The organism is Microbacterium sp. cx-59 (assembly GCF_020805625.1).
In the GTDB taxonomy this organism is placed as follows: domain Bacteria; phylum Actinomycetota; class Actinomycetes; order Actinomycetales; family Microbacteriaceae; genus Microbacterium.
Genome location: NZ_JAJHGO010000009.1, coordinates 374,587 through 401,282, shown reverse-complemented (window position 1 = coordinate 401,282; position 26,696 = coordinate 374,587). Strand labels below are relative to the sequence as shown.

At 71.0% G+C, this 26,696-nt stretch carries 27 protein-coding genes; 18 read left to right on the top strand and 9 right to left on the bottom strand.

The window, feature by feature from the left end:
- The first annotated feature begins 93 nt into the window (after positions 1-93).
- The 6 genes from LMI96_RS14030 to LMI96_RS14005 all read left to right on the top strand — a co-directional run bounded on the left by LMI96_RS14030 (position 94) and on the right by LMI96_RS14005 (position 6,367).
- On the top strand, positions 94-1,719 hold the full coding sequence (locus tag LMI96_RS14030) for an FAD-binding oxidoreductase (RefSeq protein WP_228361930.1): 1,626 nt from the start codon (positions 94-96) through the stop codon (positions 1,717-1,719).
- 284 nt (positions 1,720-2,003) lie between these two features.
- Complete coding sequence (locus tag LMI96_RS14025) at positions 2,004-2,990, top strand: ABC transporter substrate-binding protein (protein WP_228361929.1); 987 nt, start codon at positions 2,004-2,006, stop codon at positions 2,988-2,990.
- 61 nt (positions 2,991-3,051) lie between these two features.
- The gene (locus tag LMI96_RS14020; RefSeq protein ID WP_228361928.1) at positions 3,052-3,897 is read left to right on the top strand and encodes an ABC transporter permease; all 846 of its coding nucleotides are present in this window, start codon (positions 3,052-3,054) and stop codon (positions 3,895-3,897) included.
- Positions 3,894-4,718 carry an ABC transporter permease gene (locus LMI96_RS14015; RefSeq protein ID WP_228361927.1) on the top strand — a complete coding sequence of 275 codons (825 nt, stop codon included), beginning with the start codon at positions 3,894-3,896 and terminating at the stop codon, positions 4,716-4,718. Before LMI96_RS14020 ends, LMI96_RS14015 begins: the two co-directional genes overlap by 4 nt.
- The gene (locus LMI96_RS14010; RefSeq protein WP_228361926.1) at positions 4,711-5,511 is read left to right on the top strand and encodes an ABC transporter ATP-binding protein; all 801 of its coding nucleotides are present in this window, start codon (positions 4,711-4,713) and stop codon (positions 5,509-5,511) included. Before LMI96_RS14015 ends, LMI96_RS14010 begins: the two co-directional genes overlap by 8 nt.
- A 1-nt stretch (position 5,512) precedes the next feature.
- Entirely contained in the window at positions 5,513-6,367 is an 855-nt protein-coding gene (locus tag LMI96_RS14005) for a PaaX family transcriptional regulator C-terminal domain-containing protein (protein ID WP_223723182.1), read from the top strand.
- A 152-nt stretch (positions 6,368-6,519) separates the two neighbouring features.
- On the opposite strand, the gene menE is transcribed toward LMI96_RS14005, so the two are convergent.
- From menE to LMI96_RS13980, 5 genes are all read right to left on the bottom strand, one after another.
- Positions 6,520-8,046: an o-succinylbenzoate--CoA ligase gene (gene menE, locus LMI96_RS14000; protein WP_228361925.1), complete on the bottom strand. Its 1,527-nt coding sequence runs from the start codon at positions 8,044-8,046 to the stop codon at positions 6,520-6,522.
- A gap of 44 nt (positions 8,047-8,090) precedes the next feature.
- A complete protein-coding gene (locus LMI96_RS13995; RefSeq protein ID WP_223723181.1) occupies positions 8,091-8,543 on the bottom strand; it encodes a MaoC family dehydratase in 453 nt (150 codons plus the stop codon).
- Between the two features lie 90 nt (positions 8,544-8,633).
- On the bottom strand, positions 8,634-9,827 hold the full coding sequence (locus LMI96_RS13990; RefSeq protein ID WP_374197929.1) for an acyl-CoA dehydrogenase family protein: 1,194 nt from the start codon (positions 9,825-9,827) through the stop codon (positions 8,634-8,636).
- A gap of 2 nt (positions 9,828-9,829) precedes the next feature.
- Complete coding sequence (locus LMI96_RS13985; protein ID WP_223723180.1) at positions 9,830-10,714, bottom strand: amidohydrolase family protein; 885 nt, start codon at positions 10,712-10,714, stop codon at positions 9,830-9,832.
- 53 nt (positions 10,715-10,767) lie between these two features.
- Entirely contained in the window at positions 10,768-11,688 is a 921-nt protein-coding gene (locus LMI96_RS13980) for an SDR family NAD(P)-dependent oxidoreductase (RefSeq protein WP_228361924.1), read from the bottom strand.
- 90 nt (positions 11,689-11,778) lie between these two features.
- Between LMI96_RS13980 and LMI96_RS13975 the strand changes: the two genes are divergently transcribed.
- Complete coding sequence (locus tag LMI96_RS13975; protein WP_228361923.1) at positions 11,779-12,273, top strand: MarR family winged helix-turn-helix transcriptional regulator; 495 nt, start codon at positions 11,779-11,781, stop codon at positions 12,271-12,273.
- Between the two features lie 58 nt (positions 12,274-12,331).
- Here the strand turns inward: LMI96_RS13975 and LMI96_RS13970 are convergent, their stop codons facing one another.
- The 3 genes from LMI96_RS13970 to LMI96_RS13960 all read right to left on the bottom strand — a co-directional run bounded on the left by LMI96_RS13970 (position 12,332) and on the right by LMI96_RS13960 (position 15,421).
- Positions 12,332-13,549 (bottom strand): MFS transporter, encoded by a 1,218-nt coding sequence (locus LMI96_RS13970; protein WP_228361922.1) that lies wholly within the window; start codon positions 13,547-13,549, stop codon positions 12,332-12,334.
- A gap of 148 nt (positions 13,550-13,697) precedes the next feature.
- Positions 13,698-14,888: a 4-hydroxybenzoate 3-monooxygenase gene (locus tag LMI96_RS13965; RefSeq protein ID WP_228361921.1), complete on the bottom strand. Its 1,191-nt coding sequence runs from the start codon at positions 14,886-14,888 to the stop codon at positions 13,698-13,700.
- 101 nt (positions 14,889-14,989) lie between these two features.
- The gene (locus tag LMI96_RS13960) at positions 14,990-15,421 is read right to left on the bottom strand and encodes a hypothetical protein (protein WP_228361920.1); all 432 of its coding nucleotides are present in this window, start codon (positions 15,419-15,421) and stop codon (positions 14,990-14,992) included.
- A 163-nt stretch (positions 15,422-15,584) separates the two neighbouring features.
- Here LMI96_RS13960 and LMI96_RS13955 point away from each other — a divergent pair, with 163 nt between their 5' ends.
- The 10 genes from LMI96_RS13955 to LMI96_RS13910 all read left to right on the top strand — a co-directional run bounded on the left by LMI96_RS13955 (position 15,585) and on the right by LMI96_RS13910 (position 24,864).
- Positions 15,585-16,349 (top strand): IclR family transcriptional regulator, encoded by a 765-nt coding sequence (locus LMI96_RS13955; protein ID WP_223723174.1) that lies wholly within the window; start codon positions 15,585-15,587, stop codon positions 16,347-16,349.
- Positions 16,350-16,426: 77 nt separating this feature from the next.
- On the top strand, positions 16,427-17,272 hold the full coding sequence (gene pcaH, locus LMI96_RS13950) for a protocatechuate 3,4-dioxygenase subunit beta (RefSeq protein WP_228361919.1): 846 nt from the start codon (positions 16,427-16,429) through the stop codon (positions 17,270-17,272).
- 1 nt (position 17,273) lies between these two features.
- A complete protein-coding gene (pcaG, locus tag LMI96_RS13945; RefSeq protein WP_228361918.1) occupies positions 17,274-17,933 on the top strand; it encodes a protocatechuate 3,4-dioxygenase subunit alpha in 660 nt (219 codons plus the stop codon).
- Positions 17,923-19,527, top strand: a complete 1,605-nt coding sequence (locus LMI96_RS13940; RefSeq protein ID WP_228361917.1) for a lyase family protein — start codon at positions 17,923-17,925, stop codon at positions 19,525-19,527. Before pcaG ends, LMI96_RS13940 begins: the two co-directional genes overlap by 11 nt.
- Positions 19,524-20,315: an alpha/beta fold hydrolase gene (locus LMI96_RS13935; protein WP_228361916.1), complete on the top strand. Its 792-nt coding sequence runs from the start codon at positions 19,524-19,526 to the stop codon at positions 20,313-20,315. Before LMI96_RS13940 ends, LMI96_RS13935 begins: the two co-directional genes overlap by 4 nt.
- The gene (gene pcaC / locus LMI96_RS13930) at positions 20,312-20,704 is read left to right on the top strand and encodes a 4-carboxymuconolactone decarboxylase (RefSeq protein ID WP_228361915.1); all 393 of its coding nucleotides are present in this window, start codon (positions 20,312-20,314) and stop codon (positions 20,702-20,704) included. Before LMI96_RS13935 ends, pcaC begins: the two co-directional genes overlap by 4 nt.
- A 616-nt stretch (positions 20,705-21,320) precedes the next feature.
- Complete coding sequence (locus LMI96_RS13925) at positions 21,321-22,118, top strand: 3-oxoacid CoA-transferase subunit A (protein ID WP_228361914.1); 798 nt, start codon at positions 21,321-21,323, stop codon at positions 22,116-22,118.
- The gene (locus tag LMI96_RS13920) at positions 22,115-22,795 is read left to right on the top strand and encodes a 3-oxoacid CoA-transferase subunit B (protein ID WP_223723167.1); all 681 of its coding nucleotides are present in this window, start codon (positions 22,115-22,117) and stop codon (positions 22,793-22,795) included. The genes LMI96_RS13925 and LMI96_RS13920 overlap by 4 nt, the downstream gene beginning before the upstream one ends.
- Positions 22,792-23,961: a thiolase family protein gene (locus LMI96_RS13915; RefSeq protein WP_228361913.1), complete on the top strand. Its 1,170-nt coding sequence runs from the start codon at positions 22,792-22,794 to the stop codon at positions 23,959-23,961. Before LMI96_RS13920 ends, LMI96_RS13915 begins: the two co-directional genes overlap by 4 nt.
- 114 nt (positions 23,962-24,075) lie before the next feature.
- Complete coding sequence (locus tag LMI96_RS13910) at positions 24,076-24,864, top strand: IclR family transcriptional regulator C-terminal domain-containing protein (RefSeq protein ID WP_223723165.1); 789 nt, start codon at positions 24,076-24,078, stop codon at positions 24,862-24,864.
- A gap of 12 nt (positions 24,865-24,876) precedes the next feature.
- Here LMI96_RS13910 and LMI96_RS13905 read toward each other — a convergent pair whose 3' ends face one another.
- Positions 24,877-25,452, bottom strand: coding sequence for a TetR/AcrR family transcriptional regulator (locus LMI96_RS13905; RefSeq protein WP_223723164.1), 576 nt, complete (start codon positions 25,450-25,452; stop codon positions 24,877-24,879).
- Positions 25,453-25,516: 64 nt separating this feature from the next.
- Here LMI96_RS13905 and LMI96_RS13900 point away from each other — a divergent pair, with 64 nt between their 5' ends.
- Positions 25,517-26,566, top strand: coding sequence for a hypothetical protein (locus LMI96_RS13900; protein ID WP_228361912.1), 1,050 nt, complete (start codon positions 25,517-25,519; stop codon positions 26,564-26,566).
- Positions 26,567-26,696 lie beyond the last annotated feature (130 nt).

Sequence of the window (26,696 nt, the reverse complement as noted above, 5' to 3'; positions counted from 1 at the left end):
GTGCATCGACGCGGGGCGAGGGTGGGTCTGCCCGTTCCCGGGCCGGCGGCGCCCGACGGCACCGCCGTTCGCAGACTCGACGAGGAGTTCGCCATGACCATATCCGCCTCCACTCGACCGTCCGATTCGGTCCGCGTGCTTCCCCCCGACGTCACCGCCGACGCGTTCGATGCGGCGATCGCGGAACTGGTCGCCGCGCTCGGCGACGAGTGGGTCCACGTCGACCCGGCCGAGGTGTCCCGCTACGACGACGAGTTCCCCGTCACCGGAGACCTGTCGTTCACGGCGAGCGCCGTGGTGTACCCCGGCTCCACGGAAGACGTGCAGCGCATCGTGCGCATCGCGAACGAGTACCTGGTGCCGTTGCACGCGATCTCCACGGGGAAGAATCTCGGGTACGGCGGTGCGGCCCCGCGCGTCGCGGGCAGCATCATCGTGCACGTGGGGCGCCGGCTGAACCGGGTGCTCGAGCTGAACGAGAAGTACGCCTACGCGCTGATCGAGCCGGGCGTCACCTACTTCGAGCTGTACGCGGCCATTCAGGAGAAGGGGTACGACCTCTGGATCGACGGCCCCGATCTCTCCTGGGGGAGCATCGTCGGAAACACGCTCGATCGTGGCGTCGGATACACGCCGTACGGCAACCACTCCGCCTGGAAGTCGGGGATGGAGATCGTCCTGCCCGACGGCGATGTGCTGCGTACGGGCATGGGCGGGATCCCCGGCAGCAACACGTGGCAGCTGTTCGCCCCGAGCTTCGGGCCGCAACCCGACAACCTGTTCGAGCAGTCCAACTTCGGCATCGTCACCAAGATGGGCGTGCAGCTCATGGGTGCACCGCCCGCGGCGGAGACGTTCCAGATCACGTTCGATCGGGCCGACGACCTCGGCGCCATCATCGACACGATGCTGCCGCTGCGCATCAACATGGCGCCGCTGCAGAACGTGCCGGTGCTGCGCAACATCTTCCTCGACGCGGCCCAGGTCTCCGCGCGCGCGGATTGGCACGCGGACGACACCCCGATCCCGGATGAGGTGGTGGACCGGATGAAGGCCGAACTCGGCCTCGGGTATTGGAACCTCTACGGCACGGTCTACGGACCGCCGCCGGTCATCGAGCAGTACCTGGCGATCATCGAGGGATCCTTCGGGAAGATCCCGGGGGCGAAGTTCTCCACCACGCAGACCCGCCCGCTCACCGAGGAGGACCGCGGGGCGCACACCCTGCACGATCGGCACCGGATCAACACCGGCATCCCGACCATCGAAGAGGCGAACCTGCTGAACTGGCTTCCGGATGGCGCGCACATGGGGTTCTCGCCCATCTCCGCCCCCGACGGCGAGGACGCCCTGCGCCAGTTCCGGATGGTGAAGGCCCGGGCGGATGCGGCACGCAAGGACTACGCCGCCCAGTTCGTGGTGGGCCTGCGCGAGATGCACCACATCAGCCTGCTGCTCTACAGCCGGACCGATGCCGTGCAGCGCGATGAGACGCTTCGCCTCGTGCACGATCTCATCGACGAGGCCGCGGCGCACGGGTACGGCGAGTACCGCGCGCACCACGCCTGGGCCGACCACGTCGCCGACACCTACTCCTGGAACGATCACGCCCAGCGTCGCTTCAACGAACGTCTCAAGGACGCGCTCGATCCGCGCGGGATCTTGAACCCGGGGAAGGCGGGCATCTGGCCCGCGCGCCTGCGCGGCCGCGGACTCTGACTCCGCCATCCGCACGCTGTCCGCGACGACCGGGTCGCCCCGGGCCGCGGATCGGGGCAGCGTGCGGACCGCGGAGGGTTGCTCAACGAAACCGGGACGGGCGTGATTCAGTCAACGAAATCGTGACGATCGTCACGAAAGTCTTGACACAGGGGCTTGGGTCGCCCACGATGGCGGAGTCAGCACACCGCGGTGCCGACGCGTGCGGGTGCATTCTTGCCCGAGCGTGACGACGCCGCGCCGTGGCCGACATCCCGCTGACCCGTTCCTTGAGAGGCCCTTCGATGAAGAAGACCCTTGCAGCATTCGCTCTGGCGGCCGTCGCCGCACTGACCTTGGCCGGATGCTCCGACTCGGCCGCCCCCGCGGCGAGCGACTCCGCCGCCCCCGAAGGCTCCGGGGAGCTGACGCCCGTTCGTGTGGCGGCGCTCCCCATCGCGGAGACCGGCGCACTCTGGGCCGCGATCGACGCGGGAATCTTCGAGGAGCACGGCCTCGACGTCGAGGTGGTGCCCGCGCAGGGCGGCGCGCAGGCGATCCCCGCTCTGCTGAGCGGCGACATCGACTTCGCGATCGGGCAGCCGATGGGCCCGATCCGCGCGAGCCTGCAGGACCTGGGCGTCGTGATCTTCAGCAACTACGCCTCGAGCCTCGCCGACGGAGCCGACGTCAACTCGGTCGTCGCCCTCGGTGACTCGGGCATCACGAGTCCCGCCGACCTCGCAGGCAAGCGCGTATCGGTCAACAGCATCGGCGCCGCGGGCGACCTCACCATCCGCAAGGCCGTCGACGACGCGGGCGGCGACTCGTCCACGATCGAGTTCATCGAGGTCGCGTTCCCCGATGTGAAGGCGCAGCTCGAGGCCGGCAACATCGACGCCGGCTGGGCGCCCGACCCGTTCCGCGGCCAGATCGTCGGCGCCGGGGGCGTCGACGTCGTCTCGCCGTACCAGGCCACGATTCCGGGCCTCACCGTGCTGACGAACTTCACGACGCAGGAGAAGATCGACAGCGATCCCGACCTCGTCGCCGCGTACTCCGAGGCGATGACCGACGCCCTCGCCTACGCGACCGACAACGAAGACGCCGTCCGCGCGGCGATCGTGAAGAACCTCGAGATCCCGGAGGCGGCGGCTGCCGCCATCACACTGCCCGACTTCACGCCCGAGCTCGGCGATGCCGGGATCGAGGACCTGGCCGCGCTCGCCGTCGAGTACGGCTACATCGACGCCGAGCCCGACTTCGACACGCTGATCCAGCCGCAGTCGTGACTCCCGGGGATGCCGCCCCCGCGGCGGCATCCCCGCATCCCCTCTTCCCGGAAGGCGTCTCATGACCCTCGCCCCTCCCGCGCCGGTGCACACCTCGACGATCGTCGTTCCGCGCACCCGCCGCCGGTCGCCGCGTTCCGTCCGCAAGGCGGCGCTCGGCGTGCTCGGCATCGTCGGGTTCCTCGGATGCTGGCAGCTCGTCGCGATGGCCGGCATCGTCAGCCCCACCCAGCTCCCCTCCGCGGTCGACACCTTCTCGCAGCTCGCGAAGATGGTCACCGATCTCGAGTTCTGGCGGAACGTGGGTCGCACCATGACCGCCTGGCTGATCGGACTCGCGATCGCCGCGGTGCTCGGTATCGCGCTCGGTGCGCTGGTCGGGATGATCCCGTTCCTCCGCCGCGCGACGCACTCGATGGTGGAGTTCCTCCGCCCAATCCCCTCGGTCGGCCTCATCCCGCTCGCGATCCTGGCGTACGGCATCCAGATCCAGGCCGCGCTCGTGATCATCGTCTACGCGTGCTTCTGGCAGGTGTTCGTGCAGGTGCTCTACGGCGTCGCCGACATCGACACGGTCGCCCGCGACACCGCACGCAGCTTCGGGCTCACCCGCTCGGCGCAGCTGCGAAGCCTGGTGCTGCCCACCGCCCTGCCGTACATCTTCACGGGGCTCCGGCTCGCCGCCGCGGTCGCCCTCATCCTGGCGGTCACCGCGGAGATGACCATCGGCAACCCGGGGCTCGGCCGCACGATCGTGCAGGCCTACAACGTGGGCAACATCACCACCGTGTACGCGATCGTGCTCGTCACGGGCGTCCTCGGGCTGATCGTCAACCTCGGCTTCCGTGCCATCGAGCGCCGGGCCCTCGCCTGGCATCAGTCGGTGCGCGGGGAGGAGATCCTGTGACCCTCTACACGAGCACCGTGCGAACGGCACCCGCCCGCCCGTCCATCTGGGGCGGTCTCTCGCGCAGCGTCGGGTTCGCGATCGGACTCCCGATCGTGCTGCTCGTGATCTGGGGAATCTGGGGCACGGTGTCGCCCGCGAAGTTCTTCCCCGGGCCGCTGACGATCCTCGACGCGTTCATCCAGACCTGGATCGGTCCGGCGTTTCTCGCCGACGTCATCCCGAGCCTCGCGCGCCTCGCCCTGGCGATCGTGCTGGCCGTCGCGATCGGTGTCGCCGCCGGCACGGTCATCGGCCTCACGCGCTGGCTGCGCGAGCTCCTCGAGCCGCTGCTCGAGTTCTTCCGCGCCATCCCGCCGCCCGTCCTCATCCCGGTGTTCGTGGCCCTCCTCGGCGTGACCGACAACATGAAGATCGTCGTCATCGTGTTCGGATCGCTCTGGCCGGTGCTGCTGAACACCGTGGAAGGGGTGCGCGGCACGGATGCGGTCATGACCGAGACGGCGCGCTCGTTCGCGCTCACCCGCTCGCAGCGGCTCTTCGGACTGGTGCTGCCGGCCGCGAGTCCGCGGATCATGGCGGGCGTTCGGCAGACCCTGTCGGTCGCGCTCATCATGATGGTGATCTCGGAGATGTTCTACTCGTCATCGGGACTCGGCTTCCGGATCGCCTACTTCCAGCGCAACTATCTGATCGCGGAGATGTGGAGCGGCATCGTGCTCCTCGGTCTCGTTGGCATCCTGCTCGCGGTCATCTTCACTCTCGTCGAGCGCAGGGTTCTGCGCTGGTACCACGGAATCAAGGAGGTGGAGCGTGCCTGACACACTCCTGCAGGTCGAGCACCTCAAGAAGGTGTACGAATCGTCGACGGGCTCGGTCGAGGCGATCGGCGACATCGATTTCACGATGAACCGCGGCGAGCTGGTGTGCATCGTCGGTCCGTCCGGATGCGGAAAGACGACCCTGCTCAAGTGCATCGCGGGGCTCCTTTCCCCGACGGCGGGGTCCGTCGTGCTCGACGGCAAGAAGGTCACCGGCCCCCCGCCGAACATGGCCCTCGTCTTCCAGGAGTACGGCCGCAGCCTCTACCCGTGGCTCACCGTGCGCGGCAACGTGGAGCTGCCCCTGAAGCATAAGAAGCTCAGCAAGGCCGAGCGCGACCGGCTGATCGACGACGCGCTCGCGGCCGTCGGGCTCGACCACGCCGCCGGAAGCTACCCGTGGCAGCTGTCGGGGGGCATGCAGCAGCGCGTCGCCATCGCGCGCGCCGTCGCCTACCAGCCCGAAGTGCTCATCATGGACGAGCCGTTCGCGGCGGTCGACGCGCAGACCCGCGCCGACCTCGAAGACCTCGTGCGGCGCCTGCACCTCGAGCGCGGCATGTCGATCCTGTTCGTGACCCACGACATCGACGAGTCCGTCTACCTCGGCGAGCGGGTCGTCGTGCTCTCGAAGTCGCCCACCTGGGTGCAGGAAGACCTCAGGGTCGACCTCGCCCCCGAGCGCGACCAGATCACCACGCGCGCGCTGCCGCGCTTCACCGAGCTCCGCACGCACGTGTACGAGCAGATCCAGCGCGCCAAGCGCGGCGAAGCCGTGCGGCCGGTCGCCTGACGTGCCGGCCATCGCCACGCAGGCGCGCGCCGCGGACACGACTCCGGATGCGGCATCCGCCCGCAACCCCAAACAGCTCCTCCTCGCCCTTCTCGGCGAGCAGCTCGACGTGGGCATGGACGATCCGGTGCGTGCGGGCGTCTATCTCGACGTGCTCGAGGGCGCCGGGGTCGCCGTGCCGACGGCCCGTGCGACACTCGACCGCATGGTGCTTCGCGGGTTCCTCACCCGCGGCCGCGTCGGCCGGGGGGTCGAGTACGGTCTCACCGATCACGGCCGCGAGGTGCTGCGCGAGGCATCTCAGCGCGTGCACTCCCCGCATCCGTTCTCGCCCCAGGGACAGGGATGGACGCTCGTGACATTCTCGGTGCCCGAGGGTCAGCGGACGCTTCGGCACCGGCTGCGTGCCGCGCTCACCTGGGAGGGCTTCGCGCCGGTGCGCGACGGACTGTGGGTGGCGCCCGGGGCTGTCGACCTCGTCGCCGCGCTCGGCTCGCTCCGCGACGAGCTCCCGGAGTCGTGCGTCGTGGCGTTCCGCGCGCAGGACCTGCCGGAGTTCCCGCTCGCCGCGTCGGTGCGCGGCGCGTGGGATCTCGACGCGCTGCGAGCCGCCCACGAGCGGTTCCTCGCGGTGTGGGACGACCCGGCGGTGCTCGCCGCATCCGTGCCTCCGGCATCTGCGCTCACGATGCTCGTGTCGGACTGGCTCGCGCTGCTCCGCGCCGACCCGCGCCTGCCCGGCGACTTCCTCGACGAGGATTGGCCGGCCGCCCGGTCGATCGCCGCCTACCGTGCGCGGCGCACCGAACTGCTGGCCGCCGCGCGCGAGGATCTCTCCGCGCTCGCCGACCGCTGACCGCCCTTCCTTCGTTCGGCCCGACGCCCCTATTCCGCGAGACGGGATCTTCGCGCCGAGACAGTGGGGTTACCCCGATGTCTCGGCGCCCCGATCCCGTCTCGCGGTCGGCCTGGCCTGGGCTCGGAGTCAGGGCTCGGGCGGGGCGGGGGTCAGCGCCGGCCGAAGCGGGCGCGGAGGTCGGGCTTTCGGATCTTGCCGGATGCGGTGCGCGGCAGGTCGTCGACGACCACCACGTTCTTCGGCAGCTTGTAGCGGGCGAGCACCCCGTCGAGCTCGGCGCGCACCGACTCGGTCGTCACCTGCGCTCCCTCGCCGAGCGTCACGACCGCCCACGGCACCTCGCCCCAGCGCTCGTCGGGAACGCCGATCACGGCGACACCGGAGATGCCGCGGATGTCGCTGATCAGGTTCTCGACCTCGGCCGGATAGATGTTCTCGCCGCCGGAGATGATCATGTCCTTCAGTCGATCGGCGATGTAGAGGTACCCGTCCTCGTCGAGATAGCCGAGGTCGCCGGAGCGGAACCAGCCGTCGTCGGTGAACGCGGCAGCTGTCGCGTCGGGGAGTCCGTGGTACCCGAGGAACACGTTCGGGCCGGAGATCTCGATCTCGCCGACGGTGCCGCGCGGCACCATCCGCCCCGCGTCATCGGCGATCCGGACGTCCGTGAAGAAGTGCGGCAGCCCGACGCTGCCCTGCTTCGTGCGCGTCATGTCGGGGGCGAGCGCGGTCGCTCCGGGCGAGGTCTCGGTCATCCCGTACCCCTGCGAGAACGACAGTCCGCGCTCCTCGAAGGCGTTCAGGATGCGGGTGGGCACGGCCGAGCCGCCGCACGTGAGCTTCTGCAGGCTGGAGGTGTCGGCATCCGGCCAGCTCGGGTGATCGGCCATCAGCTGGTAGGTCGTCGGCACACCGCTCAGCATCGTCACGCGGTGGCGTTCGATGAGTGCGAGCGCGCGGCCGGCCTCGAACCCCTTCTCGAGCACGATGGTGGCGCCCTTGAGGATCACGGGCAACGCGCCCATGCCGAGCGATGCGACGTGGAACAGCGGCGAGATCATCAGGGCGATGTCGGTGGAGACGACGTCGTAATCGATGATGCAGTTCATGGCGCACCAGGTGAGGTTGCCGTGCGAGAGCACCGCGCCCTTCGCCTTGCCCGTCGTGCCCGAGGTGTAGACGATGGCGGCCGGGTCATCGAGCCCGACGGCGACATCGGCATGGCCGGCGCCCGCCTCGGCCATCCACTGCCGGAGCCCGGGGATGCCGGCGGCCCCGTCGCCCGTGAGGATCGCGTGCGCGATCTGCGCCGCCTCGATGCCGTCGGCGACCCGGCCGGCGAACTCCGCGTCGTGGATCAGCGCCCGCGCGCCCGAGTCGGTGAGCACGTGGGTCACCTCGGGCGGGGCGAGCCGGGTGTTCACCGGCACGAACACCGCGCCGAGCTGCGCGCACGCGAACAGCACCTGCAGGAACTCTGGGCTGTTCTCACCGAGATACGCGACCGCATCCCCCTTGCCGATCCCGCGCTGCGAGAGCACTGCCGAGATCCGGTCCGCCGCGTCGGCGAAGGCCCGGTAGGTGAGCACCTCGCCGTCGCCGAAGATCACGGCGGGCTTGTCGGGATTCTTCCGTCGCCGGGTGGCCATCCAGGAGCCAAGTCCGTGGTTCTGCATCGTCGTGTCCTCTTCGTCGAGGTGGCGCGTTCGGTGTGTGCGGGTCAGGCGTAGAAGCGGTAGAGCCCGCGGGCGACGACGGCGGGCTTCGTGCCGCCCTCGATCTCGATCGTCTGGTCGACGGCGAACTGGTAGCCGCCGGCGACCTCGGTCACCTCGGCGATCACCGCCCCGCCGCGGACGCGGGATCCGACCTTCACCGGCGAGACGAAACGCACCTTGTCGAGGCCGTAGTTCACCTTCGTCGTGACGCCGTCGAGATCGAAGAGCTCCGACCAGAACTTCACCGTCAGCGACAGCGACAGGAACCCGTGCGCGATCGGCGCACCGAACGGGCCGTCCTTCGCGCGCTCCGGGTCGACGTGGATCCACTGGTGGTCGTCGGTTGCGTCCGCGAACAGGTCCACCCGGTCCTGGGTGACCTCGACCCAGTCGGTCCAGCCGAGGTCGGTACCGACGAGGGTCGGGGCGTCGGGGTAGGCGGCGGTCGTGGTCATGTGGTGTCTCCTCGTGGTGGCTGAGTTCGTGGTGGCTGAGCTCTTGGTGGATGAGAGGGGTCGGATGCCGCCCGTCGGGCGTGCGGCGGGTCAGGTGAACGCGGATTCGCCGGTGAGTGCGCGTCCGACGATGAGGGCGTTGATGTCGTGCGTGCCCTCGTACGAGTAGACGGATTCCGCATCCGCGAAGAACCGTGCCGCGTCGTGGGCGAGGAGGATGCCGTTGCCGCCCTGGATCTCGCGGGCGAGCGACACGGTCTCGCGCGCGAGCAGCGCGGTCTGCATCTTCGCGAGCGCGGACGTCTCATCGCGCACATCGCCCGCGTCCTGTGCGGCCGAGAGCCGGGTCACGATCCCGAGCGAGGAGGTGAGGTTTCCGAGCATCCGGGCGAGCTTCTCCTGCACGAGCTGGAACCCGCCGAGCGGGCCGCCGAACTGCTCGCGCGCGCCGACGTAGCGGAGGGCGGCATCGAGCGCGCCGGCCTGCATCCCCGTCGCGATCCACGCGACGTCGGAGCGGAGCGCGCGGAGGATACCGGCGACGTCACGCCACGCCCGCACCCGCGGCAGCCGATCGGTTTCCGCCACGCGGACGCCGTCGAGCGCGACGTCGAAGTTCTGCATGGGCCTGAGCGACACCTTGCCCTCGATGCGGGTGAGCGTGACGCCGGGCGCGGTGCGCGGAACCAGGAACGCCTTCACCTGCCGGTCGGCGACGTCGCGCGCGAACACGACCAGCACGTCGGCGGTGTCGGCGCCGCCGATCCACCGCTTCGCGCCGTCGATCACCCACGCGTCGCCGTCCCGCCGCGCCGTGGTCTCGAGGCCGCCGGCGATGTCGGATCCGTGCCCGGGTTCGGTGAGGGCGAAGACGCCGCGGATGCGGAACGCCGCGATCTCGTCGTCGAGCGCCGCGAACTGCGCGGGGGAGCCGCCGAGGCGGACCGCGGTTCGGAACAGGCCCGACTGCGCGTTGTACGCGGTCGCGATCGACGCGTCGGTGCGCGCCAGCACGTAGGTGCGCCATCCGGAGAACATCGAGGACGCGGCCTCGTCCGCATCCACGCCGTCCGGGCGCATGAGGTCGAGGGCGATGAGGGGATCGAGGACGGATGCGGGCAGGGTCGCCGTCTCCCACGCCGCGGCGAGCTGCGGATGCACCGCGCTGCCGAGCACCTCGTCGAGCCGCGTCAGCGCGGCGACGGCCGCCGGGCTGAGGTGCGCCCCCGCGAAGCCGAGGGCGTCGACGCCGAACGGCGACGCGCTGCGCAGCAGAGGGGGCACGATCAGCCCAGTCCGAACAGGCGAACCGCGTTGTCCTTCAGGATGCCGGGCATCGCCTCGGGCTTCAGGTCGGTCAGTTCGACGTCGCGAAGCCAGCGGTCGGGGGTGAGCAGCGGAAAATCCGAACCGAACAGGATTCGCTTCTTCAGGAACGAGTTCGCGGCGCGCACGAGCTGCGGCGGAAAGTACTTCGGGCTCCACCCGGACAGATCGATCCACGTGTTGTGCTTGTGGGTCGCCACCGAGATGGCTTCGTCCTGCCACGGCACGGACGGGTGCGCCATGATGATCTGCAGGTCGGGGAACTCCGCCGCGACGGTGTCGAGCAGCATCGGGTTCGACAGGGCGAGCCGAAAGCCGCGTCCGCCCCGCATCCCCGCGCCGATCCCGGTCTGGCCGGTGTGGAAGAGCGCCACGACACCGGCGTCCTGCAGGGCTGCGTAGAGCGGGAACCACGCCTCGTCGCTCGGGTCGAAGCCCTGCACGGTCGGGTGGAACTTGAAGCCCCGCACGCCGTGGTCCTCGATGAGTCGGCGGGCGCGATCGACGGCCGCTGCGCCCTTCCGTGGATCGACCGAGCCGAACGGGATGAGCACGTCGTTGTTGCGGGCAGCGCCCTCGGCGATCTCCTCGCTGGAGAGCGGGGCGTGGCCGAGTGCCGTCTCCGCATCGACCGTGAAGACGACAGCGGCCATCTGCCGCTCGCGGTAGTACTGCGCGACCCCGTCGAGGTCGGGCCGGCCGACGTCGGCACTGAAATAGGCGGATGCGGCATCGGCCAGGTCGTCCGGCAGGGACGAGTGCCCATGGGCATCGACCTCGATGTGCACGTGCACGTCGATCGCCCGGACCGCGGCGACATCGATGGCGGGTTCGTAACGGGTCATCTCGGCTCCTTCGCGCGAGACGGGTGCCCGGGCGCGAGCCCGAGCATCCGGAGTCAGGGACGCTGCAGATCTTCCGGCAGGGCCGGGAAGCGCTCGCCGACGGACTGCGCGTGGTCACCGATCACGGCGGGGAACTCGTCTTCGAGTGCGGCGTAGGTCCAGCCGCCGTCGCGGTAGGCCGTGACCACCGGCTCGGGATGCGACCAGAGCTGGATGCGGTCGCCACCGACCCCGATCGCCTGACCGGTCACACCGGATGCGGCATCGGAGGCGAGGTAGGCGATCAGCCCCGAGACGTCGTCGGAGGTGCCGAAGCCGAGATCGTGGCGGTAGAACGCCGGCATCGGGTCGCCCGCCGCATCCGCCTCCACGGCCGCGGCGAAGTACGGCACGGTCGCCGTCATCGCGGTCGCGGCCACCGGGATCACGGCGTTCGCGGTGATACCCGCCTTCTTCAGCTCGAGCGCCCAGGTGCGCACCATGCCGACGATGCCGGCCTTGGCGGCTGCGTAGTTGGTCTGGCCGAAGTTGCCGCGCTGGCCGGTCGGTGATCCGATGCAGATGATGCGACCGGCGATTTGGTTCTCGCGCATGTAGGTGGCGGCCTCGCGGACGCACGTGAACGTGCCGCGCAGGTGCACTCCGATGACCGTGTCGAAGTCGTCGTCGCTCATCTTCCACAGCACGGTGTCGCGGAGCACCCCGGCGTTCGTGACGAGGATGTCGAGCCGGCCGAAGGTGTCGACGGCTGTGCGCACGAGCTCCTTCGCGGTGTCGGAGGAGCCGACCGGGGCGACCACGGCGACGGCTTTGCCGCCCGCGCTCTCGATGCCCGCGACGGCCTCGGCGGCGGTGTCCGCATCCACGTCGTTGATGACGACGGCGGCGCCCTGCCGGGCGAGCTCCTGCGCGTACGCGAGGCCGAGTCCGCGGCCGGATCCGGTGACGATGGCGACTTTGCCGTCGAGAGACATGGGGAACTCCTTCGTTGGTGTCTTCATTGAAGCGCCTAGTCGTTGAAATTGTCAATTATTGTTTCGCACACTCTTTGCTACTCTTCGGTCATGACGTCGAGCGATGCGCCCTCCGTGCGCGAAGCGCGTGCGACCCGGAGCACGGATGCGGCGGGTGACCTGTCGACGTCGTCGCTGACCGACGACGTGAGCTTTCTTCTTGCCCGCGCGAACGCGCTCTCGCTGGCGGCCGGAAACGCGGCGCTCGCGCCGCACGGGCTGAAGGTGCGCTCGTACTCGGTGCTCGCGCTCGTCGCCGACGGGGCCCGCCCGAGTCAGCGTGAGCTCGCGGCGTTCCTCCGGCTCGACCCCAGCCAGGTCGTCGCTCTCGTCGACGACCTGCAGCGGCGCGGACTCGTGGAACGCCGACCCGACCCGGCCGACCGCCGGGCGAACGTGGTGCGGGCAACGGATGCCGGACGCGCGCTGCACGCGCTGGCGCTCGAGTCGGCGCGGGTGGCGGAACGGACGCTGCACGCCGACCTCGACGAGCGCGAGCGCGCGCAGCTCGCCGGGCTGCTGCGCCGCATCGCGTTCTCCGATTAGGGGCGGGTGCCGTGGGATGTCGGCGCCGCGAGGTGCGGGCGCCGTGGGATGCCGGGAGTCAGCGCCGTTCGAGAACGAACCGGTCGCGGCCCGCGGCCACCCCGACGGCGAACTGCGCCACGAGCACCGCGATCAGCAGAAGCAGCGGCGCCGTCCACCCGGGGTCGAGCGCGTGCAGCGCGCCGAACGAGATCGGCCCGGCCGCGGCGAAGAGGTAGCCGACCGACTGCGACATGCCCGACAGGGCCGACGAGGTCGCCGGGTCGCGGGCGCGCTCCGCCATGAGGGTGAGTGACATGTTGAGCGATGCGCCGGCCGCGAGTCCGCCGCACGCGGCCCAGAGGGTCAGCGCGTCGGGCGCCACGATCAGGCCGATGCCGGCGACGACGCCACCGACGGGGAGCGCGGCCGGCACCCACCGCCGGGCGCGGCCGCGCAGGGCGAGCGGCACGGCCAGCGAGCCGATGACGCCCATGACCTGGAAGATCATCACGTCGAATCCGGCCGCCACCGCTGACCGGCCGTGCGACGCCGCGAACGGCGCCAGCCACGTCACGAGCATGTAGAACGACGACGACTGCAGGCCCATGTACGCGGCGACCTGCCAGGCGACCGGGTCGGTCCAGATTCCCGAACCGCGTCGCGTGGTAGCGGCGGGCTGCGCGCCGGTGCGCCGCGCGGGCGGGGAGTGCGGGGAGCGGGCGATCACCCACACCCAGAGGGCGATCGCGATCGGGAGGAGGGCGGATGTGGACGCGAGCGCGATGCGCCATCCGTCCGATTCGCCGCCGACGGCCTGCGAGATCGGCACGACGACGCCCGACGCCACGGCGCCCACGCCGCCGAGGAGGGCCGTGTAGACGGCCATCATGAGCGGGACGCGGGTGCCGAAATCGCGCTTGACGACGGCCGGCATCAGGACGTTGGCCACCGCGAGTGCGACACCGATGAGCACGGTGCCCAGCCAGAGGTTCACCGATGCCCCCGGCCAGGAGCGCCAGGCCGTTCCCGCGCCGAGCGCGATCATCGCCCACAGCACCACTCGCGACATCCCGAACCGCGTCGACAGCGCGTGGGTGGCGGGGGAGACGATCGCCCAGGTGAGCAGCGGCACCGACGCCAGCGCCCCGAGTGCCGCGCTCGTCGTGCCCTGGTCGTCGGCGATCTGATCGAGCAGCGGCCCGACCCCCGTGATCGTCGCGCGCATGTTCGCCGCGATCAGGCACACCGCGCAGACGAGCAGGGCGATGCGCGGGCCGCGCGGCGAAGGGGTCACGAGCACGGGACTCTACTCCGCCTCATCCCGCCCGCCCCCGCCCGCCCCCTCTTGACCGCGAGACTGCAGTGCAGCCGCGAGACGTCGGCTCCCGACCGCTGTCTCGCGGCCCGCATGCTGTCTCGCGGGTAGTGAGCCGGGGAGGGGGTCAGGGCAGCCTGGTTTCGAACGGCCAGCCGGTGTAGGCCTCGGCGAGGTAGGTGCGGCCGGCCTCGGACTCCACGACCGAGCGCAGCTCGCCGAGCTGGCGTTCCCGGTCGAACTGCGAGGCATCCGGCGAGACGTGCAGCATGCTCGTCATCCACCAGGAGAAGTGCTGCGCCTTCCAGATGCGGCGCAGCGCCGTCTCGGCGAACGCGTCGAACGGGCGCTCGTCGTTCTCGACCAGCAGCGCGCCGAGGGCACGGTCCAGCAGCACGACGTCGGCGACCGCGAGATTCATCCCCTTCGCGCCCGTCGGCGGCACGGTGTGCGCGGCGTCGCCGATCAGCGCCACCCGGCCGCGCCGCAGCTGGTGGGCGACGAAGCTCCGGAACCGCAGCACGTCACGCTGGAAGATGTGCCCCTCGTGCAGGGTCGTGCCTGGCACGCGCGCCTGCAACTCGGCCCAGATCTGCGCGTCGCTGAGGGAATCCGGGTCGGTGTCGGGGTCGCACTGGAAGTACATCCGCTGCACGGTCGCGCTCCGCTGGCTGATCAGGGCGAACCCGTCCGGGGAGTTGCTGTAGATCAGCTCGTCGGCGCTCGGCGGGGCATCGCAGAGGATGCCGAACCACGCGAACGGGTACTCGCGGAAGAGGTCGCTGCGGATGCCGCCGGTGACGGCCGAGCGCACCGCCGATCGGGAACCGTCGGCACCGACGACGACGTCCGCCTCGATCTCGAAGGGGTGGCCGTCCGCATCCGTGCCGATCACGCGCGGGCGGGTCGTCTCGGCGTCTTCGACCCGTTCGACGGTGATGCCCAGACGAAGATCCTGCCCCGCCGCGAGGCGCGCGGCGACGAGGTCGCGGAGCACCTCGTGCTGCGGATAGAGCCACACACTCCGCCCGGTGAGGGAGGGGAAGTCGATGCGGTGACCCTCGCCGGCGAAACGCAGCTCGATGCCGTCGTGCCGGTTGCCGTCTTCCAGAACGCGCGTCGACGCGCCGCTCTCGACCAGCAGATCGACCGTGCCCTGCTCGAGGATGCCGGCACGGATCGTGTTCTCGATCTCTTCGCGCGAGCGCCGGTCGACCACGATCGACTCGATGCCGGAGGCGGCCAGCAGGTGCGACAGAAGCAGGCCGGCGGGCCCCGCTCCCACGATTGCGACGCGCGTACGGTCGGCGGTGGTCATGACGTCTCCTTCGACGGTCAGGCAATCGGATGCGGAAGTCAGCTTCGCGCGGCGGGGCGCCGCATCCGCAGACAGTTCTCACTCACTGGGAGTCTGCCGGGTCAGCGGGCGGGCGGAACCGGCCGTTCGCGCGAGTTCCGGGTGCGCCACGCGCGCCAGGCGCCGGTCGACCAGAGCGCCCAGACGACCAGCAGCGGCTGGAAGAGGAGGCGGATGCCGCGGGCGAGGTCGGTGTCGAGGCCGAACGCATCCGTCCCGCGCACGAACTGCTCGATGTTGCCGGGGAACACGGCGACGAAGAACGCGGCGACGATCCAGCTGACGAGCACGCGGTGTCGTGCGAGCAGAAGGAGCGCCAGCCCGAGCGCGATCTCGACCACGCCCGAAGCGACGACCACGAGATCGACCGGCAGGGGCAGCCACTGCGGCACCTGCGCGACGAACGACTGCCGCGCGAAGGTCAGGTGGCCTGTGCCGGCGAAGACGAGGCCCGCCCCGAGCGCCCAGCGGGCGATCGTCCGGGCAGCGCTCATGTCCCGATCGTAGGCGACGCACGGCGGAGGGCGGCGGGTCGCACCCGCGCCGCGCGGCGGGTCGCGCCCGGGCCGAGCGGCGGGTCGCGCCCGGGCGCGCGGCGGGTCGTGCCCGGGCACTGGCGCCTCCGCCCGGGTAGCCTCGGCGGAGGAGGGGACGGGCATGAGCGACGGTGTGCTGCGGCGGGCGATGGACGTGCTGGCCGCCTTCACCGACGACGATCCGCAGCTCACCGCGAGTCAACTGGCCGCCCGTTCGGGGCTCGCGCTGTCGACCGTGCACCGCCTGATCGGCATGATGGTGGAGCTCGGGATGCTGACGCGCACCCCCGGGCATCGGTACGCCGTGGGGGCGCGACTGTGGGAGATCGGCGAGCTCTCACCGCTCGCGGCGCACCTGCGCGAGACCGCGCTGCCGCACATGGTGCGGTTGTACGAGGCGACGGGCGAGAACGTGCATCTCGCGGTGCTCGACGATCCGACTCCGGCGGCCGCATCCGCCATCTTCGTCGGGCGCATCACGGGACGCGGATCAGTGCCGACGATCAGCCGAAGCGGCGGGCGCCACCCGCTGCACGCGACGGGCGTCGGTAAGGCGCTCCTCGCCACGCGCGACGAGGGCTGGCTCGAGGCGTACCTGGCGGCGCCGCTGGAGCTCGAGACGCGGTTGTCGATCACCGATCCGGTGCGGCTGCGGGCAGATATCGAGCGGGCGCGGGGGCGCGGGTACGCGACCACCCGTGAGGAGATGACGCTCGGCAACTTCTCGGTCGCCGCGGCACTCGGCGTCGTGCCGGGCCTGCCGGTGGCGGCCATCGGGATCGTGGCCCATCTCGACGACGCCCATCACGAGCGGCGCCTCGCCCCGCTCGTGATGCAGGCCGCGAAAGATCTGACGCGCGCGCTTCGGCATCCGGATTCCCACTGATTGAGAACATTAGTGCCGGGGGAGGGCCCTCCGGTGCGACTCTGGGTGCACGTGTGTGGAACGTCGAAGGAGACCCCATGATCGCTGCCGATCCGGCTCGCGCCGCCAGTGAGCAGGCCGTCAAGGCCGCTGCGCCCGAGTCGCTGCTCGCCTCGCCCGATATGCCCAGCCAGCGCGAGATCACCGCCGAGATCGCGGAGCTCCACGCCGATGCCGCGGCGCGCGACGCCCGCGGCGAATCGGTGCCGACCACGCTCTACGACTTCCGGCCGTACCGGTCGAGCGTGCTGCGCCATCCGACGAAGAACCCGCGCCTGGTCGATCCCGAGACGATCGAGCTGTCCTCCCCGGCGTACGGTCAGCGCGACGTCGCCGCGATCGAGGCCGACCTCACCCTGCAGCACTCCGGCGAACCGCTGGGCGAGCGCATCACCGTCGCCGGCCGCGTGGTCGACGCGTGGGGTCGTCCGGTGCGCAACCAGCTGATCGAGGTGTGGCAGGCGAACGCGGCGGGACGATACATCCACCAGCGCGATCAGCATCCGGCTCCCCTCGACCCGAACTTCACGGGCGCAGGGCGCATGGTGACCGGCGAGGACGGCGAGTACTTCTTCACCACGATCAAGCCGGGGCCGTACCCGTGGAAGAACCACATCAACGCGTGGCGGCCGGCGCACATCCACTTCTCGCTGTTCGGCACGGGCTTCACGCAGCGGATCATCACGCAGATGTACTTCCCGAGCGACCCGCTGTTCGCGCTCGACCCGATCTACAACACGATCCGCGACCAGAAGGACCGCGACCGCCTGATCTCGACGTACGACCACGACCTGACGGTTCCCGAGTTCTCGATGGGGTACCGCTGGGACATCGTCGTCGACGGTCCGGATGCGACGTGGTTCGAGCCCGAGGGAGAGCACTGACATGAGCGATACCGGCAACGACACCGGGCTGAGCGACGCGCCGTCGGTCACCGAGGACTTCCGCGCGGCGGGCCTCAGCCGCGCACGCGCCGCGATCGCCGACGACCGGGGACCGGCCGCGCTCGCGCCCACCGGCGGGCAGACGATCGGCCCGTTCTTCGCATTCGGCCTGCAGTACCCGAAGATGCACGAGGTCGTCTTTCCGCACACCCCCGGCGCGATCGTCGTCGGCGGCACGGTCTACGACGGTGCGGGAGCACCGATCCCCGACGCGTGCGTCGAGATCTGGGGTGCCGACAGCGACGGCACGATCTCGCGGGAGCGCGGCTCGCGCCGCCGCGACGACCATACCTTCACCGGCTTCGGTCGCGCGTTCACGACCGACGAAGGACGCTACGAGTTCTGGACGCGCAACCCCGGCGCCGAGCCCGGCAAGGCACCGTTCTTCGCCGTCGTCGTGTTCGCGCGCGGGCTGCCGAACAAGCTGCACACCCGCATCTACCTGCCCGAAGACGCGGCTGCGCTCGCGGCCGACCCGCTGCTGTCGGAGCTGAGCGACGCCGAGCGCGCTACGCTCGTGGCGACGCGAACGCCCGAGGGATATCTCCGCCACGACATCCGATTGCAGGGCGAGAAGGAGACCGTGTTCCTTGCCTTCTGACCCGATCGGCGCCCTCGACGAAGGACTGCTCTCGCCCGTCACGGTCGGTGCCGACGCGGAGGTGTCCGACGCGGCGATCCTCGCGGCCCTCATCGAGGTCGAGGTCGCGCTCACCCGCGCGTGGGCGACCGTCGGAACGGCACCGGATGCGGTCGCCGTCGCGGTCGCGGATTCCCTGGCCGTCGCCGGCGGGATCACGCTCGCGCGGATCGTCGCCGCATCCGTGGCTGGCGGGAACCCCGTCATTCCGCTCGTCGGGGCGTTGAAGGAGCGCGTGCCGCTCGAGACGCGCGCGTGGGTGCACCGCGGTGCGACGAGCCAGGACATCCTCGACTCCGCGCTCATGCTCGTCTCGCAGCGGGCGGGGGCGTCGGTGCAGACCGCGTTGCGGGAGACCGAGCAGCGGCTCGCCGTGTTCGCCGCGACGCACCGCGACGTCGCCGCCGCCGCCCGGACGCTCACGCAGCACGCCGTGCCCACCACCGTCGGCGCCCGCGCGGCGGGATGGCTGCGCGGTGTGCGGCGCGCCCGCATCCGGCTCGATGAGACTCTCGCGGCGCTTCCCGCGCAGCTCGGCGGAGCCGGCGGCACCCTCGCCGCGTTCGTCGAGATCGGCGGAGCGGATGCGGCCGCCGCCCTCCCCGCCGCGTTCGCCGGTGAGCTCGGGCTCGCCGTGCCCGACGCCCCGTGGCACGTGCAGCGCTGGCCGGTCACCGAGCTCGGCGATGCGCTGGTGCAGGCGATCGACGCCCTCGGCAAACTCGCGACCGACGTCGCCACCCTCAGCCGCACCGAGATCGGTGAGCTGGCCGAGGGGGCGGGCGGCGGCTCGAGCGCGATGCCGCAGAAGCAGAATCCCGCGGCATCCGTGCTGATCCGCTCCGCGGCACTACGGGCCCCGCAGCTCGCCGCGACCCTGCACCTGGCCGCGGCGCTGGCGGCGGACGAGCGTCCGGACGGAGCCTGGCACGCGGAGTGGCCGACGCTGCGGGAGCTGCTGCGCCTCGCGCTCGGCGCGTCGGCGACCGGGGTGTCGCTCGTGGCGGGCCTCCGCGTCGACGCGGAGGCGACTGCCCGGAACCTGGCCGTGACCGGCGGCCTCGTCGTCGCCGAACGCCTTTCGCTCGCCCTGACCGCGCTCCTCGGCTCCGACGAGGTCGCGCGCATTGTCCGCGACGCCGGCCGCGGCGGCGACCTGCGGGCGCTCGTCGCGGTGGCGCTCGAGGCGGCGGTCGATCGCGCGCCGGGCGCGACGCATCCGGCGGATGGCGTCGACGACCTGCTCGATCCGGCGCACTACACCGGGCTGGCCGGGGAGCTCGTCGACGGTGCGGTGCGTGCGGCGGCGACAACTCCTCCAGATCCTGCGGATGCGGCCCCAGTGGACGATTCGGGCGTGTTGTGGAGGAGTTACGCAGACGAGCCGGCGGCCACCCACCCCGACGAGCCGGCGGGGGCTCCGGGTTCTGACGCGCCGACGCGTGGTTTGCCGGGTCGTGGTTTGCCGGCGCCGGGCGCTTCGGGTTCTGGCGCGCCGGCGCCTTCGACCGACGTGTCGCCTGGCTCCGCGGCTGAGGCGGAGAGCGCGCAATGACTGTGCCCACCATCACCCTGACCGACCCCGAGGGGCCGTCGGCCGCGCCGCTGCTCGTTCTCGGGCCGTCGCTCGGCACGTCCACGATCCTGTGGGACGCGGCTGCGCCCGCTCTCCGCGCCCGCTACCGCGTCACCGCCTGGGATCTGCCGGGGCACGGGGAGTCGCCGCATCCGACGTCGCCCTTCACCGTCGGCGAGCTCGCGGACGCCGTCGCGGAGGCGGCACGGGCCCAGGGCGCGGACCGCATCCTGTACGCCGGAGTGTCGCTCGGCGGCGCGACCGGACTCGCGCTCGCGCTGCGGCATCCGGGCCTCGTGGCGGGCGCGGCGATCGTCGCCTCCGGCGCGGTGCTCGGTGACCCGGACTCCTGGCACGCCCGCGCGGCGCAGGTGCGCGCGCAGTCCACGTCGTCGCTCATCGTGAGTTCTGCCCAGCGCTGGTTCGCGCCCGGGTCGATCGAGCGCGAACCCGACCTGAGCGGGCGGCTGCTGCACGCCCTGCAGAACGCCGACGACGAGGGATACGCCCTCTGCTGCGAGGCGCTCGCCGCGTACGACGTGCGCTCGCGGTTGTCCGAGATCCGGGTGCCGATCCGGGCGCTCTGGGGGCGCTTCGACCAGGTCGCCCCCGAAGCGAAGGCGGTCGAGATCGCGGCCGGCGTGCCCGGCGGCAGCGCCGACGTCATCGAGGGCGCCGCGCACCTCCCGCCGGCCGAGCAGCCGGAGGCCACCGCATCCGCGCTGCTCGACTTCTTCGGCAGCCTCCCGGAAGGACACCGCGCATGACCCGACCCGACGGACTCACCGATGCGGAGCGCCACGCGCAGGGCATGGCGGTGCGCCGCGACGTGCTCGGAGACACGCACGTCGACCGCGCGATTGCCGGAACCGTGCCGCTGACCGCGGACTTCCAGGACCTCATCACCCGCTACGCCTGGGGCGACATCTGGTCGCGGCCGGGACTCGCCCGCCGCGAGCGGTCGGTTGCGGTGCTCACCGCCCTTATCGCGCTCGGGCATCACGAAGAGCTCGCGATGCATCTGCGCGCAGCGATCCGCAACGGTCTGACGCAGGACGAGATCGTCGAGGTCATCCTGCAGTCGGCGATCTATTGCGGCGTGCCGGCGGCCAACACCGCCTTCCGCATCGCGACGGACGTCTTCGCGGCCGAGTGATCCGCGGCGCGGGCCCACGTGGGTTCGCCGTCGTCGGATTTCGGTAACGCGGGCCCGGGCGTGCCCGCAGTCGTCGGATTCGGCGGCGTCGAGCCCGGGTGGGTCCGCAGTCGTCGGATTCGGTGACGGGGAAGCGGCACAGGTGTCCCAGTGGTCTACTTCTGCCCCACCGGTCCGACGACTCATGACCCGTCGGTCCGTCCGGCCGCCTGTCTTCGCCGGTCGTAGCTCGCCGCCGGTCGCAGTGGGCTCGCGGGTGCGGGACGGGTCTTCGCCCGTCGGATTCCGCTCGCGAGGGCCCGGTTGGGTCCGCAGTCGTCGGATTCGGCGGTGCTGGGGCGTCGCATGCGTCCCGTTGGTTCACTTCTGCCCCACCGGTCCGACGACTCACGACCTATCGGCGCCTCGAGCGCCCCGCGACGACCCGTGGAGTGGCCTCGCGGACCCGTGCAGCGGCCGCGCGGGGCGTCGCTGCGTGCCGGAGCGCGCACGGGGCTGGTGCATGACCCACTCTGCTTGTAAAGTGTTCATCATACGCACGCACGTTCGCACAGCGAACACAACGTGCGAGGACGCCGGCCCCGCCGGCGTCACGACGCACGAGCGAGGGAGCACCGTGATCGACAAGACCGTGACCGACGTCGACGCCGCCGTCGCCGGAATTCCGGATGGCGCGACCGTGATGATCGGCGGATTCGGCCGCGCCGGGCAGCCCGTTGAACTCATCGACGCGCTCATCGCCCAGGGGGCGAGCGACCTGACCATCGTCAACAACAACGCGGGCAACGGCGATACCGGACTCGCGGCGCTGCTCGCGAAGCGGCGCGTGCGCAAGATCATCTGCTCGTTCCCGCGTCAGAGCGATTCCTGGGTCTTCGACGGCCTGTACCGCGCCGGTGAGATCGAGCTCGAGATCGTGCCGCAGGGCAACCTCGCCGAGCGCATCCGTGCCGCCGGGGCGGGCATCGGAGCATTCTTCTCGCCCACGGGGGTGGGAACCGTGCTGGCCGAAGGGAAGGAAGCCCGGGTGATCGAGGGGCGCGAGTACGTGCTGGAGTATCCGATCCGCGCGGACTTCGCCCTGATCAGCGCCCTCCGCGGAGACCGCTGGGGCAACCTGGTGTTCCGCGAGACGGCGCGGAACTTCGGGCCCGTGATGGCGACGGCCGCGACGACCACTATCGTGCAGGTCGACGAGGTCGTGCCGCTCGGTGAACTCGACCCCGAGACCGTCGTGACCCCGGGAATCTTCGTCGACTGCCTGGTTGCGGTCGGATCCCGCCGCTGGCTGGAGGATGGTGCCTTCGTCGGCGGCGTCGACATCGAGGGCCGCCCGAACGCCGCGCCCGCGCCCGCCTCCGCCGCAACGACAGACCCCGCGCCCGCCCCCGCCTCGAAGGAGGATGCACGATGACCACCCGCATCTCGCGCGACGATCTGGCCCGGCGGATCGCCGCCGACATCCCGGAGGGCGCCTACGTCAACCTCGGCATCGGGGCGCCGACCCTCGTCGCGAACTTCCTTCCCGCGGGCGACGAGATCATCCTGCACACCGAGAACGGACTGCTCGGGATGGGGCCCGCGCCGGAGGCCGGACGGATCGATCCCGACCTGATCAACGCGGGCAAGCAGCCGGTCACGGCGCTGGCCGGGGCGGCGTACTTCCATCACGCCGACTCGTTCGCGATGATGCGCGGCGGTCATCTCGACGTGTGCGTGCTCGGCGCGTTCCAGGTCGCGCAGAACGGCGACCTGGCGAACTGGTCGACGGGTGAGCCCGGCGCGATTCCCGCGGTCGGCGGTGCGATGGATCTCGCGATCGGCGCGAAGGACGTCTACGTCATGACCGACCTGCTCACCAAGACGGGCGGCTCCAAGCTGGTCGCCGAGTGCACCTATCCGCTCACCGGTGTCGGCTGCGTCTCGCGGGTCTACACCGATCACGCCGTGTTCGACGTGACGGCCGAGGGGTTCGCCGTTCGCGAGCTGTTCGGTGAGAACACGATCGACGACTTGCGGGCTCTGACCGGGCTCGACCTGATCGACGCCGCGTCCCCGCGGCCCGCCGCTTCCGAAGGGATGAACCGATGACCGGTACCTACATCTACGACGCCGTCCGCACGCCGTTCGGGCGCGCCGGCGGGGCACTGTCGGGCGTCCGCCCCGACGACCTCGCGGCGCTCGTCATGCGCACGACCGCCGAGCGCGCCGGACTCGACCCGGCCCGGATCGACGAAGTCATCTTCGGCGATGCCAACCAGGGCGGCGAAGACAACCGCAACGTCGCACGCTTCGGCGCGCTTCTGGCGGGCTTTCCCTCGAGCGTTCCCGGCGTGACGGTGAACCGGCTCTGCGGGTCGTCGGTCGAGTCCGTGATCCAGGGGTCGCGGGCGATCGAGACCGGTGACGCCGCTATCGTGCTGGCGGGCGGCGTCGAGTCGATGAGCCGCGCGCCCTTCGTCGTGGAGAAGTCGCCGAAGCCGTGGCCGGCGGCCGGCAACCCCACGATGTGGAACACGGCGATCGGATGGCGGATGGTGAACCCCGCCCTCCGGTCGGACTGGACGATCTCGAACGGGGAGTCCGCAGAGAAACTCGCGCAGATCTACGGGATATCCCGCGAGGAGCAGGACGCGTTCGCCCTGCTCAGCCACCGCCGGGCCGCCGATGCGTGGGCGGCCGGAATCTACGACGGCGAGATCGTGCAGGTCGACGGGTATGAGCTCGCGCGCGACGAGAGCATCCGTCCCGATACGACACCGGAGAAGATGGCCGGGTTGAAGCCGCTGTTCGCGAAGGACGGCTCGGTGACGGCCGGCAACTCCTCGCCGATCAACGACGGTGCGTCGGCCGTGCTGCTGGGCGCGGAGGGTGCGCTCGACGTCGAGCCGCTGGCCCGAATCACGGGGCGCGGTGTGTTCGGCAACGATCCCGATGTGTTCGGGGTCGCCCCCGTGGAAGCAGCGAACCGTGCGCTCGCGCGGGCCGGTCGTACCTGGGCGGATGTGGACTTCGTCGAACTGAACGAGGCCTTCGCCGCGCAGTCACTGGCGTGCGCGAAGCTCTGGCCCGACCTGGATCCGGCGAACCTCAACATCCACGGCGGCGCTCTCGCCATAGGGCACCCCCTGGGGGCCTCGGGTGGCCGCATCATCGGACACGCGGCGCACGAACTCGTCCGCCGCGGCGGCGGTGTCGCGGTCGCCGCGATCTGCATCGGCGTCGGGCAGGGTCTCGCCGTCGTTCTCGAACGCTGAGCCACGCGCCGCGTGCCACGAGCCGCGCGCCCCGCGCCCCGCGCCCCGCGCCACGTGCCACGACCGCACCGCATCGGGTCGTCGCGGATCGCGCCGACGGGGGAGGATGGACCGGTGAGTGACTCAGGATCCGCGGATGCGGGCGCGACTGGCGAGTTTGTGCAGTCGCTCGCGCGCGGTCTCGCCGTCATCCGTGCGTTCGATGCGGAGCATCCGGCCCTGTCGCTGAGCGATGTCGCGCGGCGCACCGGTCTGCCGCGCGCGGCGGCGCGGCGGTTCCTGCACACCCTGGAGACCCTCGGCTACGTGCGAAGCGATGCCCGGCAGTTCGCGCTCACGCCCCGCGTGCTCGAGCTCGGGTTCAGCTATCTGTCGGCGCTGTCGTTGCCGGAGATCGTGCAGCCGCACCTCGAGATCCTGTCGCGTGAGGTCGAGGAGAGCGTGTCGGCGGCGGTGCGCGACGGGACCGACATCGTCTACATCGCGCGCGTGCCGACGCGTCGCATCATGAGCGTCCGCATCACGATCGGCACCCGGTTTCCCGCGTACGCGACGAGTATGGGGCGCGTCCTGCTCGCGGGGCTCGACCCGGCGGAGGCGGATGCGGTGCTCGCCGCATCCGACCTCCAGGCCCGTGCGCCGCGCACCCTCACCGACCTCGACGGTCTGCGCGATGAACTCGCGCGCGTGCGGACGCAGGGTTTCGCCGTCGTCGATGGCGAGCTGGAAGCCGGGCTGCGGTCGATCGCGGTGCCCGTGCACGACAAGGACGGTGCGGTGTCGGCGGCCGTCAATGTCTCCACGAGCAGCACTCGGGCCCCGATCGAGACCCTGACGGGCACGTACCTGCCGTTGCTGCGCGCGGCGACGGCGCGGATCGAAGCCGACTCGCGCCTCGTCTGAGCGCCTGTCTCGTCAGCGCAGAAGCCTCGACACGGCGCGGAGCAGGGCGTCGCTGTCGGCATCCGGATCGATGCTGCCCCGGATCACGATGCCCTGAAACAGGAGCATGATCGTGTCGGCGGCGTCCGAGGCGAGGCGTTCCGCATCCGGGCCCTGCGTGTCGGCCCACGGCCGGAGCGTTCCCTGCAGGAGCCGGCGGATCTCCGTGAACTTGTGGTGTGCGAGTTCTGCGAGGTCGGGGTTGTGCGGCGCCTCGGCCCAGAGCTGCACGAGGATCGGGGCAACGCCGGGGTGGGCGATGTCGCCGTAGAGGCGGGTGAGCACCTGCAGCGGGGTGGGCGTGCCCCCGCTCGCGGTCAGCTCGGCGAGCGAGGTGCGACGCTTCTCGAGCATCGCGGTGGCGGTGAAGCGGGCGAGGTCGGTCTTCCCGGTGAAGTGCGAGTAGATCGAGCCGGCTGACATTCCCGACTCGGCGATGATGTCGGCCATGGATGTTCCGGCGAAGCCCTCGCGAGCGAAGCAGCGCTGCGCCGCATCCGCGATCCGGGTCATGCGCTGTTGGCGGACGGGGTCGGTGAGCCGGGGCATGTTCACAGAATAATCGTTCTGCTAGCATTCTTCAAAAAGATCAATCATTCTCTTTGGAGTCGTCATGTCCGTGCGCCCGCACACCAAGTGGTCCCTGTCCGTCGGCATCGGCGTGATCGGCGCCCTGATCGTCACCCTCGTCGTGCTCGCGTTCCTGTGGCCCTCGAAAACCGCGGGCGCGCACGATGTGCCGCTCGGCATCGTCGGGTCGGCGGATGCGGTCGCCGCGTTCGAGGACGCCCTCGACGCGAGCGCGCCCGGGGTCTTCGACCTCACGGAGGCGTCCGATCGCGATGCCGCCGTCGCGCAGATCGAGGAGCGCCACACCTACGGCGCGATCGTGCTGAACGAGGCGCCGAACGCGCCCGAGGTGTTGACGGCGCCCGCCGCCAGCACCGCCGTTTCGCAGCAGCTCGGCGGACTCGCGGCGCAGCTGCAGGCTCAGCTGAGCGCGCAGGTCGCCGCCGCGGGCGGAGACGCCGATGCGGTCACGGTCGCCGTGACGCCGATCGTTCCGCTCTCCGCCGACGACCCGAACGGCACGGGGCTCACGGCGGCGGCCTTCCCGCTGACGATGGGCGGCATGATCGGCGGCATCGTGATCTCACTGCTGGTGGTCGGCGTCATCCGCCGCCTGGTCGCGCTCGGCGGCTTCGCGGTGGCGAGCGGACTCATCCTGTCGCTCGTGCTGCACACCTGGTTCGGATTCGTCCCGGGCGACTACGCGACGATCGCGCTCGTGATCGGTATCTCGGTGCTGGGGACGTCGGCGCTGATCGTCGGCTTCACCGCGCTCATCGGCACGCCGGGCGTCGCGGTCGGCGCCATCCTCACGATGCTCGTCGGCAATCCGATCTCGGGCGCGGCCCTTCCGTGGCAGTTCCTCGCGCAGCCGTGGGGTGCGATCGGCCAGTACTTCGTGCCGGGCGCATCGAGCACGCTGTTGCGGTCGGTCGCGTACTTCCCGGCGGCCGACACCTCTGCGCAGTGGCTGACGCTCGCGGCCTGGGCGGCGGGCGGCATCCTGCTCGCGCTCGCGGGCCACTTCCGCAGCCGCGCCGCCATCCGGGTTCCCGCATCGACTCTCGAGGCTGAGGCCCCCGCTCCCGCGTGACCGCCGCCCGAGAACCGTGAGACGGGATCTTCGCGCCGAGATCGGGGGCTTACCCCGCTGTTTCGGCGCGAAGAACCCGTCTCGCGGATGCGGACCGTGCGCGCGCATCGGCTCCGCTGATGGTGCGGAT

What these genes read in the sequence shown, in the direction of transcription:
- LMI96_RS13905 (WP_223723164.1), bottom strand. Translation starts at nt 25,452, where the DNA reads ATGCCCCGGCTCACCGACCCCGTCCGCCAACAGCGCATGACCCGGATC.
- LMI96_RS13920 (WP_223723167.1), top strand. Translation starts at nt 22,115, where the DNA reads ATGACCACCCGCATCTCGCGCGACGATCTGGCCCGGCGGATCGCCGCC.
- pcaC (WP_228361915.1), top strand. Translation starts at nt 20,312, where the DNA reads ATGACCCGACCCGACGGACTCACCGATGCGGAGCGCCACGCGCAGGGC.
- LMI96_RS13965 (WP_228361921.1), bottom strand. Translation starts at nt 14,888, where the DNA reads ATGACCACCGCCGACCGTACGCGCGTCGCAATCGTGGGAGCGGGGCCC.
- LMI96_RS13975 (WP_228361923.1), top strand. Translation starts at nt 11,779, where the DNA reads ATGACGTCGAGCGATGCGCCCTCCGTGCGCGAAGCGCGTGCGACCCGG.
- LMI96_RS13980 (WP_228361924.1), bottom strand. Translation starts at nt 11,688, where the DNA reads ATGTCTCTCGACGGCAAAGTCGCCATCGTCACCGGATCCGGCCGCGGA.
- LMI96_RS13955 (WP_223723174.1), top strand. Translation starts at nt 15,585, where the DNA reads ATGAGCGACGGTGTGCTGCGGCGGGCGATGGACGTGCTGGCCGCCTTC.
- LMI96_RS13960 (WP_228361920.1), bottom strand. Translation starts at nt 15,421, where the DNA reads ATGAGCGCTGCCCGGACGATCGCCCGCTGGGCGCTCGGGGCGGGCCTC.
- LMI96_RS13900 (WP_228361912.1), top strand. Translation starts at nt 25,517, where the DNA reads ATGTCCGTGCGCCCGCACACCAAGTGGTCCCTGTCCGTCGGCATCGGC.
- pcaH (WP_228361919.1), top strand. Translation starts at nt 16,427, where the DNA reads ATGATCGCTGCCGATCCGGCTCGCGCCGCCAGTGAGCAGGCCGTCAAG.
- menE (WP_228361925.1), bottom strand. Translation starts at nt 8,046, where the DNA reads ATGCAGAACCACGGACTTGGCTCCTGGATGGCCACCCGGCGACGGAAG.
- LMI96_RS13935 (WP_228361916.1), top strand. Translation starts at nt 19,524, where the DNA reads ATGACTGTGCCCACCATCACCCTGACCGACCCCGAGGGGCCGTCGGCC.
- LMI96_RS14020 (WP_228361928.1), top strand. Translation starts at nt 3,052, where the DNA reads ATGACCCTCGCCCCTCCCGCGCCGGTGCACACCTCGACGATCGTCGTT.
- LMI96_RS14030 (WP_228361930.1), top strand. Translation starts at nt 94, where the DNA reads ATGACCATATCCGCCTCCACTCGACCGTCCGATTCGGTCCGCGTGCTT.
- LMI96_RS13915 (WP_228361913.1), top strand. Translation starts at nt 22,792, where the DNA reads ATGACCGGTACCTACATCTACGACGCCGTCCGCACGCCGTTCGGGCGC.
- LMI96_RS13985 (WP_223723180.1), bottom strand. Translation starts at nt 10,714, where the DNA reads ATGACCCGTTACGAACCCGCCATCGATGTCGCCGCGGTCCGGGCGATC.
- LMI96_RS14025 (WP_228361929.1), top strand. Translation starts at nt 2,004, where the DNA reads ATGAAGAAGACCCTTGCAGCATTCGCTCTGGCGGCCGTCGCCGCACTG.
- LMI96_RS13995 (WP_223723181.1), bottom strand. Translation starts at nt 8,543, where the DNA reads ATGACCACGACCGCCGCCTACCCCGACGCCCCGACCCTCGTCGGTACC.
- pcaG (WP_228361918.1), top strand. Translation starts at nt 17,274, where the DNA reads ATGAGCGATACCGGCAACGACACCGGGCTGAGCGACGCGCCGTCGGTC.